Genomic DNA, 12,831 nt, shown 5'->3' on the forward strand with positions numbered 1-12,831 from the left:
AGTGAAAAATTCAAAACGATCTAGGTGGGAATGTTTTCAGATGAGTTGCTGGTTAAAGACACTTCTCCTATTCCTTTTCCGCCAACTGACAGGTGAAAAGCAGCTATAGTAGGGGGTAACTGCCGTCAGAAATAGGAGAGCTGCATGCGGGGTGGATATAAAGGACAAAATGCGTGCTAGGTAGGCACGCTAAAGGATACAACCTGATCTATATGCTTTCGAAGCATTTCAACCATAGGTCTAAGATAGGAATGAGTGCTGCGCCCTCAGTAGGCAAGGTGTCTTTATCTGTGTTTTAACGCTGGTTCCAGGGAATATAGTTTTCCCAATACCATGGAGTGTACACATCACCAATCGTTAACTGGAGTAAGTCTTTGAAGCTGCTTTCGCCGTTGTCTGAATTGGTCAGTATCACGACGGCAATCTGTTGATCGGGATAACAAATGGTATAATGGCCCCAACCCTGATCGTTGCCTTCTTTAAAAAAGGCACGGCCATAGGGTGACTGCAACACTACATATCCCAGGCCGTATCCGAGTTGTATATTGTCATTGAGGGTAGAATCTTTCCAGGATAAGGGGCCAAACTGCTTAATCGACCTGATCCGAATCTGCGAATGGGTCATGTCATTAAATGACTTTTTTGACAAGCGCTTACCATTGATCAGCATGGTATAGAATTTATTGAATTCTTCCATGGTAGTCGTGAGCGAGCCGGCTGCATTGGAAACCGGTCGGCGGGGAAACATTGTGCTGTCGTTATTGACATCATGCCCAACTGCGTAATCGCGCTCATAAACCGGTTGGTACACATAGCTGGACAACGTCATGCCACAGGGTTCAAAAATGTACTGCCTGGCCAGCTCTTCGAGGGGCTTGCCGGTAATTTCCTGTATGATCACCTGCAGCAGGTAGAGGCCTTCACCCGAATAGCTTACCCGACTGCCGGGTTCAAACTTTATACGCAGCTTTTTGTCGGGCTCGAACCACCTGAAATTGGGAAAACCAGTCGTGTGATCGAGGCACATGCGGCCCGTGATCTTCTTATAGCGGTCATCCCCTTCCAGGTCTTTGTAATTGGAAAGTCGGCCTGGAAAGGTATATGACAGGAGTGGTCGTGGCAGGTAGGTGACCAATGGTTTATCCAGGTCGATCTTTTTCTCGTCCACCAGTTGCATTACCAGGTGCGCAAAAACGGCTTTGCTGAGCGAAAGCCCGTACAAGGCGGTTGACGGCGTCATGGGTTGTTGCGTGGCCGCTTTGGCATATCCGTAGGCTTTTGCAAATACGGCTTTGTTCTTATTGTACACAGTTACACAAAGGCCGGTGACCTTTGCCTGTGTCATTATTTTCTGTACCTGTTCATCCAGTTGGGCCGCATCGATGCTGCTACCGTCAATACGCCGGATAGGTTGTGCAACAGCATTGGTTAGCAGCGTGGCTAAGAATAAGATCGATAGCAGGCGGGGAAGTATATACATTGGGTGGTGATAGCATTGGTTTAATACACTAATAATATGAAAAGTTAGGGATAAATCGAAAGATGGGTATGGGAAATAGTTTAAGAGCATGACCCAGGCAAACAGGGGTTCGACAGCCTATTAATTAATGGCCCTCCATCTGCCTGCTGTGCATACTTTGTGTCCCTATTCAGCCATGCGTTCATTGGCGAGGGAGGGTAGCCGTGGTATGGTGATCCGGGCGATCAGGAATAACTCAGTAATGAACGTGCAGTTGTTGCTGTATTTTTTATATTCCATAATTTCAGGTTTTGTAAAAGTGGACGGAGGTTTACTGCCAGTTTTGAAGTTGCATTTTACCTACGTATACTGCACCGCCGATCAAAACGAAATCGGCATGCATCAAATGCCCCTCCAGTGATCGTTGGGGTAAATACCGTATCGGACATGAGGAGTTATCTCTTCGAGCGTATTTCCATGGCTTCTGAAAAAGTCATCACCTGGTACAGGGAATGGTTATCGCTCAGGTATTTCAGAAAAGCCCGATGGGTTTCGGGAGAAATGGTGAAGAACTCTGCTCCAACTCCATGGAACTGGTAAACGCCCATCGTTCCCTGTGATCGTACTTTTTCAGCAAAGGCGATCAGTTGCTTAATGGTGGTGCCTTTCTCCACCAGCCAACTGGGTACCTGCATAGAATTCATTTCCCGAATATCTTTAACGAACGCATTGCTATCGCCACCACCGCGACCATATTGCACCAACCCTTTTTCTCTGATGGTGGCCGAATAGTCCTTGCCTTGAACGATCGTATTGTTACAAGGAAATGCGAATGATCGGTGTTTCCTTTTTGGGTCGATCATGCCCAGCATCGCATTGATGGTGGTGATCTCGGTAATTATTTGCTCAATCGTGTAGGTTTCAATGGATACTGTTTTATCCCAGCCAAGTGCTTCCGGGCAAGGGTGGAACATCGTATGGTTACCCAGTTCATGTCCATGCGCTGCCGCTTGCCTCCAGCTTATCAATGCTTCCGGTGCTTGTCCGATTTTGTCGGACGAACCGCGGATGGCGTTCAGGAAAAAAGTGCCTTTTAACTGGAAACTGTCCAGTTGCGGAATGACGGTGACAAGATGGGAGGGCAGGCCGTCGTCGTAGGTGAGGCAGATAACTGCTTTTTGAGCCATTACGTTACCAGAAAAGACAGCAACAGCGCTAAGGATCATTACTAGTTTATGTAGCATTGTGGTCAGTTTGATAATATAAAGGTTATTGCAGACACAGGTAGATGTTGGATACAGAGAGCCTTTGTGCATGCAGTAGTGAATCTTGAATATCGTTCTTTAAATATAACGAAGTTGTAGAGACTTAAAATGACGGTTGCTCAGGCATTGCAGCTAACTGATGGATGGCTGGCAGACGGATGATGGGTAAATTGGTGTCAAGCGATTAAAGGTACACCATTGGATAAGTGTGCCATACGGCACTGAGGAAGGATCAGCCAGCTATAACAAAGCTTTTCCTGGCCGGCGGGGCCACCTGTTCGTTCCAATTGATGGAAAGGATTTTAGCGATAGCTTCTTTGAGTGCAGGAAAGCTACTGGGTTTGCAGAGGTAGCAGTCGGCTCCCTGGTCGAATGCGCGGTCAATGTCTTCCCTTTCTAACGAGGATGAAAATATTACCACTGGCACTTCCTTCAGGCTGTCATATTTTCGTATTTCCACAAGGCATTCAAAGCCCGATTTGCGCGGCATGAACCTGAACGGTAAGGTGGTAGGGGGATGGAACATGTAAGCGCGGAACAATACCGGTTGTGGCAACGGTATAGCTGTCATTTTTTCAGGGCGGTCGTCTGGCATTGAAGTTGAACGGCAGTTTTTTGCCAATAACGACTATTGATATGGAAAGCATTTTTTACATCCGGTTCAATGTTAAGACCGCAGAGGGGCTGCACTGTTATGGCCGCTTCGATATTGGGAATGAACGTACTGTGGCGGAAAAGATATTCCGGCAGTTGAAGGGGCGCCACGATGTACATGAAAATACGATTTTGTCGGTCGAGTTAATGGAGACGATCGCCGGTCTTCCGGTAAACCTGCAACTGCTCAGCTGTACCCTCGATGAACTGGCCAATAATTGCCGCATCATCAGTAAGGAGATATTCAACCAGGCCAATCTGAAAATAAGATGATCCGTAAGTGCGGTCATCTCGCTGTTTGATGCGTGTAGCGTCTTACGATACCCATCCAAAGGGTCGAGAGCAGCAGGGAAAGGCCAGTGATGGCCAGGCTGGCCTTTAATACCTCCGGGCTAATGATCTGCATGCTGCCAGCCAGCGAACACGCGAGCAACCCGAACTCACCCGTCTGTGAAAGCAGGGCGCCTGCGTACAGGCTTTTTCGCCACGGTAATTTGAAAGTTCTGAATACAGCTACCGATAGCAAGGTATTGATGAGCATGATCAACAACGTGATACTGATCAGTAACCAGCCATGCTGTAACAGGTAATGCAGGTCGAGGATGATGCCTATGGAAACGAAAAACAGCGCTGTAAAGAATACTTTGAATGGCTGCAGCACTTCACCCAACCAGTGGAAAGCTTTAGTACGGCCAATGAAGATACCAGCGGCAAAGCTGCCAATGGCACTGGTAAGGCCCATCAGCGACGCCAAGCCTCCAAAACCCAGGCAGATACAGGCTGCTGCGAATACCTGCCAGTCATGGTCCTGCTCCAGTTCCTTAACTAGCGGCAGTTGCAGCAGGTTGCGGTTGCGGATAGCCCGCAGCAGGAGAAAGATGAGCACCGAACCACCGGCCGCGCTAAGCACTCTCACGACATCAACAGGTTGCCCCCCGAGCAATTGAAATACAGTTAGCGCAGGTGCCAGCAAGATGTCTTGCAGGAGCAGGATATTGAGCACCATTTTACCGTGGTCTGTCTGTAATTCTCCTTGCTTTTTCAGGAACTCACTTACCACCGCAGTACTGTTGAAGGAAAGTAATACAATAAGGAGCACGATCGCGGGCAGCGTCCATCCGAGCAGGTGGCCAGCTATCGCGGCCACCACGGCGCCCAGCAGTGTGCGCACCACCTGTGCCGCTATGGGCGTAAGTAATTCGCTCCGTTTGTCCGGCACATCGATCTCCATCCCTAAAAAGAACATCAGGAGCATGACGCCCAGCTCGCCGACGCTTTCTACCGGACCCGGTTCCGCAAATACCCCAAGCACATGAGGGCCAATGATGATGCCTGCCATGATGTAGGCTACCAGGTAGGGTTGATGAAACCTTTTGAGCAGGGGCACCAACAACAGGATCGTAAAACACAAAGCGATCAAGGGAAACAGCAAGCCGTGCATCGGTAATCGTGTTTTTCAGGTGCCGATCAAGCGGCGTGCCAATGCGAAGCGTAATGAAAAAGTGACAACCGGCGACAGGAAGAGGCTGTCATTTTTTCCCCCTAAGTTGATACGTAGAAACGCCGGGCTGGCCGGCGTTTCATTTTCAAAGCTTATGCCAGCGCGTGTTTACCCTTATTGACAAGGCATTCTTTACCAATTGTGGCGATAGTGGTGGAACATTATTGTGTAATTGTGGCGCAGCTGTTGGCAGGGGGAATGCCGGTTGTGGTATGTGTATTATGCTGCTGGTATGCTTTTCGTAAAGGGATTGCTTGTCAACTATCACCAGCTAGCCGCCGGAAGCTTGGGGTGTGTAGTTGAAAAAACTACGGAAACATGATGAACCATAAGTTGTACGTTATTGCACAATGCTTGTTATCGCTGCAGGGGTATGCCCAGGATGGAAAGATCGAAACAGACCAGCCCGATCAGTCGATCGGCGCGGGGGCGGTTGATAAGCGGTGCCTGCAGGTAGAATCATCTTTATCGACCGCCGATCTCAAATATGATGTGTCCAGATCCATTACGGTCTTTGGCGAATACTTTGCACAATTTCAGGTACACGAACATCCTCTTCATAATGTAGACGCTGGAATATTATATGCCCTTTCGAGACATATACAGCTGCATGTAGCTGCGGGGAGCAGCATCTTTTCACCCTGGGCAACTATTTTGTCAATACGGGCTTAGCCTTTAACCTTAACCTGTAACCTATGGCAGCCAGTCCTGGTGTACGTTTGCAGCATGCCGTCGCGATGAGCTGCGGTACTACACCCAGGGAAAAACCGGGAAAGGGTACTACCTTTCTGTCCACTTCTGGAGTTGGCAGTACGTGGCTATTGGGAGTGAGTAAAATTGACAAAGGATGAGGCCTCTCCGATGGATAACATTAATTGCTGTACCATCCTCAGAAAACAATTTTTCTGGTGCCCGGTTGATTAAAGCCCAATTTGGTCCAGGATGGGTTTTATCGTATTCAATTGTTCTACCGTTGTGGCTGTTGATTCGGTGATACAAAACCCAACGACATGATGAGTAGCTTTTATTTTTCTGATCAGATCGGCAACGCTAGACACGTAGGTGCCAGTGTTGGCTGGAAACATGGAAAATGCGTATTCGGATTTATCTAAAACGTCCAGGTCGAGGTGAATGTATACATTTTTGAAATGCTTAATCTTATCCTTGACTGATTCGAACTCGCAATCAGTAACGGTTGACATATTGTGCTGCCGGATATATTGACTTTCAGGTTCGTCCAGGTCCCGTAATCCCACATAACATATTTGTTCCGGTTTCAGTCTCGAAAAGAGCAGGTCGATGAATGCTTCGTTGCCCTCACCCAGGAGCATTCGCAGGGGCATGCCGTGAAATGCCTTGCTGGGGGAGCTTTCTGGTGTATTCAGATCGGCGTGGGCATCTATATAAACAACACCCAGATCTTCCTGGTACAGCTTGTTGAGATAGGAAATGGGTATGATCTCAATGCCACAGTCGCCACCAAGGGTCACTATTTTGTCAAGGTTGCTGTTAGCAATGATCTCTTTGAAAAGAATTGTTTGCTCAAGAATTGGTTCAAAGCATTGAATATTGGCAATCGTTGTCAACGGTTTTGTTGAAAGTGGGATAACGGTCGTTTCGCTATCCTTGAAATAAGATAGGAAGGTCCCTGCGCCCCATTTCAGGTCCTCGGTAAGGCCTGAGCCTTGCCACTGCGGATGTATGAAAATCATAAGCGTACTTTTTAGCTACTTGTTTATTTGTGTATAAGGATACCTGTGCCCGTTGGAGTAATAGAAGGTACAGTTTTAATAGCAGTAATACCGAAATAACTTGTCGGACAATTGTTTTGAATTATAAAAAGGGCTGTTTATTTTGTAGCGATTATATTGATATCCAAAAAAAAATATCCTACGTGAAAAAAATCCTTCTGCCCGCGATTGTATGTGTTGCAGCCAGCTGTCAAAGTAAGAAAGAGTCGACATTTCAACTACAGTTATTGGAGCTGGAGCAGGGTTACACCAACTACCGCGCTACACAAACGGAGTATGATAAATACAAGCCACGCCATGATAGTATTTTATGGCAGGCGAGGAGGGTGGCCTGCAACAAGAAGTTCGACACCGTAACTATGAAAGTGGTGGATATTATCGATTTTGGTGGAGACGGTTCCTATGAGATAAAATGCGAGAGCAAGTCGTTTGTCTACGTGGCACGCATCCGGTTCAAAGAGAATATGGACACAAAGGCATCGCCCTTTTCCGCTTTCAGGAGATCGATCGATAAGGGCGATGTGATAACGAGTCCTATGTACTTGTATGAAGTTTCTGGTATGGGTTTGGAAAAGCCCGGCTTCGAAATATATTTCTGGCCAATACCTGATGGTGTCACAGATATTAAAGCCCAGTTTAAAAAAGACCTGTACAACACCTGGGGTGGGGCGGTGGCCGATCAATTCGAATCGAATGATTGCAATCGCTTTAAACAGCCAACGCCTTGAAACAAATCTTACCCTTTGTTTTCCGTCATGATGATAGATTGTAAGTATACTTGATCGATGAATATAAATAGTCCTGTAAAGTTAAGGCATGTCGGGTTTTTACTGCACCAGCCTGTGTTGTCCATTTAATGTTCTACCCTCAAGACGTGTTTGAGACATTTGGCAAACTGACCCATCATACGATCATAGCCAACGGAGGTTATGATGGTGATTCCGGAGAGGCTGAGTTGACAAGAGGCATCGCCACTATCATTTCTTACGGTAGTTTATTTCTGGCTAATCCCGACCTGCCCAAACGGTTTGCGTTGCGTGCTGCATTGAATCAGCCCGACCGGGCGACAATGTTTGGAGGTGGCGTGAAGGGATACACCGATTATGCTTTTTTATAGGATGAAAAAGGCTATGCATAAAATGCTGTGCTATAGGGCTGATAGGTTTTTTTCCGGTAATCGGCGGTAAAGAGAACGTCGTTCTATAAAGAAATGTCAATAGCTGTATAAAGCTCCTGATTTGATCAAAAATTGCCGAAATTTGCGGTGCGCGGACAAATAGACTGTGCGCCATAAGCAGCTAAAAGCTTGGAAACTGCTGAAAAACGTACGCAATGAAGAAACTGATCACCTGGATCGTAGTAGTATTGACCATCGTATTGGTATTCTGGCTGGGACAATGGTCGGGTTCCCGGAAAGTGCATGATCAAACCCTCTCTTATAGCCTGATCGTGCGCGAGATCGCAGAACTCGCCAGTCTCGAAGTGCAGGGGAACGCTTCTTTGAAGCGCACTAACCTGGCCAACGATGGCAGCTGGACCGACAACCTGCGCAAGATCTTCAATGAAAACACTATCTGGGTAACTGTACCCTATACCGCTAAGTTTGGCGTGAATGTAGATGATAAGAATTTCCATGTACTCGTACACGATAAAGAAGTGCTGGTATCACTGCCTGCGACCCAACTACTGAGCTACGAACTACGCCTCGATCAAATGGAAACCTCCAGCCGAAAAGGCATGTTCATGTCTTCGGACGATGAAACCTATATTGGTGTACAAAAGAAACTGTACACCGCCACCCGCCAGCAGGTAGAACAGAACAACGTTTACCGCGAGCAAAGTAAGGACAAGATCCGCAAGCTCCTCGCCAAATATTACGCGCCTTTCAACGTGACCGTCAAGGTGCAGTTTGGTGATGAAGCACCCAAGGCATTGCCGCTGAATTAAACCGCCATAATAATAACTGCCCCGGACGACCGGGGCAGTGCCGCTTTATAGGATATTGGCAGGTTTATCGCAGGAGCCAGCTGATGCCGGCATTAAAGTTGACAGACTGAATGTTGTTGATGTGGTAGTCGTCTACCGAGTTCGTGGCATAGCGATACTGCACGCCGGCATTGAAAGCCCAGGGGCTCGTTTTTCGGGTTTTGATGCGAACGCCTATTTCGGGTATCACCGTGAATCCCCAGTTGTGATTGTCTTCTTCGTAGATATTGTAGTACACCCGCTGCTCGCTGTACAAGGTACCAACACCCAGTTTGCCATAAGGGATGAGGGTACGGCCTGGAAAGATGTCTTTGGTGACGGTGGCCGTGATCGGCAGGGTAAACAGCGACTTATATTTGTCTGTGGTCACGGCGCCATCCTTGGTATAATCCGTCATGCGGTCGTAGTACTTATTTCGCGTATTCCAGCCCAGTTCAAGGCCTACAGTAAGCCCTTTGGCAATGCCCTGGTTATAGCCCACCGTGGCGCCATAGGGGGATAAACCCTGTACAAAATCACTGGATATGGGTACTGCCAGGTTGTAATTGATCACGAAATTGGACGCAGCCCGTTTTTGGCTATAGCCTGCCAGCACCGATGCCAGCACTAGTATGAGTAAAACGATCTTTTTCATAATAATGTGTTGAAATGTTCTTTACTGTTTGAGATAAGGAGACTGGGCGAATGCCTGGTCTACGCTTTTAATACACTGATCTACCAGGAAGGCCTGTGCGTTGCCGATCTGGCCGCTGCCGATGCCTGTCCAAACAATGTTGAGCTTCTGGTTGGTCTTCGCATCTTTCAAATCCACTATTTCAACAGCGAGGGTACCGGTCTTGATGCTGTAACTGTAGTAATACGGTGTGTAGTAGTACCAGTCATAATAATCGCCCCAATACCAGGGATCGCCATAGCCAGGGTAGCCCCACCAGTAACCAGGTGTTACATTGTACATCGTTTTGTTGCGGATGGCAACCAATTGAACACCGAGATCGGCTTTGCCCGCAGCGCCCGGCGCCACCCGGGTGTAACCGTAAGCTGTGAGCTGCTTTATCACTTCACTGATGATGGATTGCGCGTCTTTGTCGTACCACACAGAATCCTTCGGATTGTCGGTCGACAGGGCAATGGTGTCGCGGATAGCGAAGGTCTTGAACTCCTTAAAATTGACGGTGTTGTCGTATTTGGTTTCTACCACGAAATCACTGGAAAGTTTGTCTAGAGAGGGCGTCTTCCTGCACGAGGTCGTGACTGCCAGGCATAGCAGTACAATAGCTGCCAGGCCACAATGGATCTTTTGCATTTGCGGATATTTTGTTTTTGATGACTAATCAGCATGGGTGCTGAAGTGGCGGACGATACAACTGCGCAGGTGTAACCGACCCTACAAAGGTGCGTGAGAAGCCTATAATGGACACTATACTACTTAGGCCAATGACTATCAAAATCGTTGCGGGTGTGGTATTTTATGGTTGCAGTGAAAATGGTCGCAGCGTGTCAGGCAATGGCCGTAGACCGGGGGAAGATGACGCGGATCTTCGTTCCCTGTGTGCCGGAGATCTCGTTGCGGGCGTTGAAATCGGAGCAGAGGCCCTTCATGAGGCTCATGCCCAGTGAACCTTTTCGCTTGACAGATGAGTCGGTACCCAGGCCGACGCCGTCATCCTGTATGTCAAGGATCATCTCCTGTTCATTCAGTGGCTGCAAGGCGATGGACACATGGCCGTTCTGTTGCTGCGGAAAAGCATGTTTGAAGGCATTGGTGACTGCTTCATTGATGATCAGTCCAAGGGGAATGGCCTGTTTTACATCGAGGGTGGTAGGAGAGATATTCAGTATAAACCGGATATGTGCGGTAGCGGCGAAGCTCTCCTGCAGGTAATTGACCAACTCCGGAATATAGGTATCCATATTGATGGAGGCGATATTGTCCGATTGGTACAGCTTCTGGTGAATCAGGGACATGGCCTGTACCCGGTGCTGGCTATTGTGTACAGCTTCGAGAGCTTCATCCTGCAAATAGGCCGATTGTGATTGCAGCAGGCTGAGTACTACCTGCAGGTTATTTTTTACACGGTGGTGCACCTCTTTCAGCAGCCACTCTTTATCTTCTACCAGTTGTTGCAGTTCGTCGTTCTTTTTACTGATCGCCTTGCTGGTCTTTTTACGGGTATGGTAACGGCTGTACAGCAATACGACGATGATGAACAACAAGATGATACCGCCGATGGTCAGTTGCTTGATAAAATCGGATTGCCGTATACGGGCTTCCTGCATTTGTTCGCGACTTTGCAGCAGGTCGATGTTCTCCTGTTTCTGTCGCAGGTCTTTTTGCTGTTGTTGCACCACCAGCTGTTGCTTGTCGGCCATCAGTTCCTGCAGGGACGCTTCCTGGGTGAGCAGGTCGATGCTCTGTTGTTTGAGCAGGGCGTCTTTCCGGGTTTGCTCTGCCAGGGATTGTTGCAACAACTTTTCTTTCATCAGCAAACGGATGTCGATACCGCGGAGTTGCAGTTCGCGGTCCTTTTCATCGAGATCAAACCGGCTGCGGAGGGTTTCAAGGGCCTGTTCTTGTTTTGATCTGTAGATAGAATCGTTGATGGTTCGGTATTGGAGGTAATAGTGGAGCGCCGATTGGTATTGCTGGCGGGTAGAGTCGATGCGGTATAACATCAGGTAGATATCGCCAATCACAAAGCTGGGTACAAAGGTGGGGGGCATTTGCAGGCATTGTTTCATATAGGGAATAGCCCGGTCATACTGACCACGTTCATAATAGAACTTCCCCCATACGATGGGACAGATGGCTGCCTGTATTTTGGGTACCCGGGGAATGTAATTGCCCATCTGGCGGTAGTGTTTTTCTGCCAGGTCGTAGTTCCGCAAGCCATGGTAGCTGATGCCATAGGCCTCCTCGAGCAGCATGGAATCGGCGGAGGTAAATGATAAAAAGGTTTGCTGTGCCTCCTGCACCATTTTCAGGGCGGCTGCCGGCCGACCCATCGCCACCATGGATTTCGCCAGGCGTTTGATCAATACACCACTTACTTTTTTATCAGTTTCCATGGCGGTGGCGATGCCTTTTTCATAATATTCGATGCTCTTGGCTACCTGTCCCAATTCGAAACAGTTGTTGCCGATGTAGAGATAGACCTGGTGCAGGTTGCGATAGCCCGCCGCATGTGCGCCTTTCAAAGCCTCCAGGGCATAGGAGAGTGCTTTGTCGAAATTGCCCCGGTAATAGTATTTGTCGTGCAGGCGCATTTGCACAGTAAATGTGTTGATGTGTTTGATCGGGGCTAACAGCTCCAGCGCCTTCATCATGCACACCATGGACATGGAATCCTGGCCGGTGTATTCATAAATGTCACTAAGAGAGATCAGGTTTAGTCCTGTCAGTGACTGCGACGGCAGGGAATTGCTTTCTTTCCGTAGCGTGACCAGTTCCATCGATCGCAGGTAGGCTGCTTTTTTAAAGGCAAAGAACGGTTCTATTAAAGGGGCGTTGATGCCTATTTCATACCACATCGCGGCGATCAGGTCATCCTCTTTTCCCAGAAAGGTCATTACATGGGCGGCAATCTTTTTGGCCGCCACCGTGTCTTTTTTGCGGCAATACACATTGGCTATATTCATTTGCGCTCGGGCAATGAGTTGTTTTTGATGTAAGGCTTCGCTGATGGCCAGGGCTTTTTGAAACAGGTAGAGGGCCGAGTCGAGGTTCCTGGTATAGTCAAAGCTGGAGCCCGCGTAGAAGCGTCCCCAGGAACTGAGGATCTGCACCGTGTTGGTGTCGCGAATCCGGTCCCAGCCGGCAATAGCTTTGTCGTGTTGTCCCAGTGCAAACGACATATTGAGCTCAAGTCGCCGTGCCCGGTACTGAAAAGTAGAGAGTTTTTTTCTTTCGCTCAGGGCTGCACTGAGTTTGTTGTACTTCATAGCACTGTCGTGCCAGTGTGGTGTAATGTGGCGGTAGAAATAATACCATCGCGCGATCTCTGCCCAGTAATAGGCGCGGAGACTGTCGGAAGAGGCTGTGGCGACCGAGTCATGCAAGTAAACGATGTAGCGTTGGGGAATGGGTGCCTGGTTGGGTTGTGCCTTCGCCCGGGAGGCCAACAAGAGGGTGGTCACCAGCAATATGAATATCGGGCAGTGCATCTCGGTTTGTGTTCTCCAAAATTACTGCTGCGGAGTAGTTGGTCCATGGTGTTC

At 48.4% G+C, this 12,831-nt stretch carries 13 protein-coding genes; 5 read left to right on the forward strand and 8 right to left on the reverse strand.

The genetic code is table 11. The annotated features are described in order from the left end of the window. Nucleotides 1-295: 295 nt before the first annotated feature. The 3 genes from P2W70_RS11090 to P2W70_RS34445 all read right to left on the reverse strand — a co-directional run bounded on the left by P2W70_RS11090 (nt 296) and on the right by P2W70_RS34445 (nt 3,319). The gene (locus P2W70_RS11090) at nt 296-1,480 is read right to left on the reverse strand and encodes a serine hydrolase domain-containing protein (protein WP_276481523.1); all 1,185 of its coding nucleotides are present in this window, start codon (nt 1,478-1,480) and stop codon (nt 296-298) included. Between the two features lie 434 nt (nt 1,481-1,914). After that, entirely contained in the window at nt 1,915-2,703 is a 789-nt protein-coding gene (locus P2W70_RS11095) for a polysaccharide deacetylase family protein (protein ID WP_276481524.1), read from the reverse strand. Between the two features lie 253 nt (nt 2,704-2,956). Then, on the reverse strand, nt 2,957-3,319 hold the full coding sequence (locus P2W70_RS34445) for a response regulator (RefSeq protein WP_420832394.1): 363 nt from the start codon (nt 3,317-3,319) through the stop codon (nt 2,957-2,959). Between the two features lie 41 nt (nt 3,320-3,360). Between P2W70_RS34445 and P2W70_RS11100 the strand changes: the two genes are divergently transcribed. Next, the gene (locus tag P2W70_RS11100; RefSeq protein WP_276481525.1) at nt 3,361-3,651 is read left to right on the forward strand and encodes a hypothetical protein; all 291 of its coding nucleotides are present in this window, start codon (nt 3,361-3,363) and stop codon (nt 3,649-3,651) included. Nucleotides 3,652-3,664: 13 nt separating this feature from the next. Here P2W70_RS11100 and P2W70_RS11105 read toward each other — a convergent pair whose 3' ends face one another. Further along, entirely contained in the window at nt 3,665-4,819 is a 1,155-nt protein-coding gene (locus P2W70_RS11105) for a cation:proton antiporter (RefSeq protein ID WP_276481526.1), read from the reverse strand. 378 nt (nt 4,820-5,197) lie between these two features. On the opposite strand from P2W70_RS11105, the gene P2W70_RS11110 reads away from it, so the two are divergent. After that, nucleotides 5,198-5,551 carry a hypothetical protein gene (locus P2W70_RS11110; protein ID WP_276481527.1) on the forward strand — a complete coding sequence of 118 codons (354 nt, stop codon included), beginning with the start codon at nt 5,198-5,200 and terminating at the stop codon, nt 5,549-5,551. A 248-nt stretch (nt 5,552-5,799) separates the two neighbouring features. Here P2W70_RS11110 and P2W70_RS11115 read toward each other — a convergent pair whose 3' ends face one another. After that, nucleotides 5,800-6,591: an arginase family protein gene (locus tag P2W70_RS11115; RefSeq protein ID WP_276481528.1), complete on the reverse strand. Its 792-nt coding sequence runs from the start codon at nt 6,589-6,591 to the stop codon at nt 5,800-5,802. A 182-nt stretch (nt 6,592-6,773) separates the two neighbouring features. Between P2W70_RS11115 and P2W70_RS11120 the strand changes: the two genes are divergently transcribed. From P2W70_RS11120 to P2W70_RS11130, 3 genes are all read left to right on the forward strand, one after another. Beyond that, on the forward strand, nt 6,774-7,358 hold the full coding sequence (locus P2W70_RS11120; RefSeq protein ID WP_276481529.1) for a hypothetical protein: 585 nt from the start codon (nt 6,774-6,776) through the stop codon (nt 7,356-7,358). 146 nt (nt 7,359-7,504) lie between these two features. Then, nucleotides 7,505-7,747 (forward strand): hypothetical protein, encoded by a 243-nt coding sequence (locus P2W70_RS11125; RefSeq protein ID WP_276481530.1) that lies wholly within the window; start codon nt 7,505-7,507, stop codon nt 7,745-7,747. Nucleotides 7,748-7,962: 215 nt separating this feature from the next. Continuing rightward, nucleotides 7,963-8,577, forward strand: a complete 615-nt coding sequence (locus P2W70_RS11130; RefSeq protein ID WP_276481531.1) for a DUF4230 domain-containing protein — start codon at nt 7,963-7,965, stop codon at nt 8,575-8,577. 64 nt (nt 8,578-8,641) lie between these two features. Here the strand turns inward: P2W70_RS11130 and P2W70_RS11135 are convergent, their stop codons facing one another. From P2W70_RS11135 to P2W70_RS11145, 3 genes are all read right to left on the reverse strand, one after another. Next, a complete protein-coding gene (locus P2W70_RS11135; RefSeq protein ID WP_276481532.1) occupies nt 8,642-9,250 on the reverse strand; it encodes an outer membrane beta-barrel protein in 609 nt (202 codons plus the stop codon). Nucleotides 9,251-9,271: 21 nt separating this feature from the next. Beyond that, nucleotides 9,272-9,919 carry a DUF4136 domain-containing protein gene (locus tag P2W70_RS11140; RefSeq protein WP_276481533.1) on the reverse strand — a complete coding sequence of 216 codons (648 nt, stop codon included), beginning with the start codon at nt 9,917-9,919 and terminating at the stop codon, nt 9,272-9,274. A 194-nt stretch (nt 9,920-10,113) separates the two neighbouring features. Then, the gene (locus P2W70_RS11145; protein ID WP_276481534.1) at nt 10,114-12,777 is read right to left on the reverse strand and encodes a histidine kinase dimerization/phosphoacceptor domain -containing protein; all 2,664 of its coding nucleotides are present in this window, start codon (nt 12,775-12,777) and stop codon (nt 10,114-10,116) included. Between the last annotated feature and the right edge of the window lie 54 nt (nt 12,778-12,831).

It is taken from the genome of Paraflavitalea pollutisoli (assembly GCF_029360705.1).
Lineage (GTDB): Bacteria > Bacteroidota > Bacteroidia > Chitinophagales > Chitinophagaceae > Paraflavitalea > Paraflavitalea pollutisoli.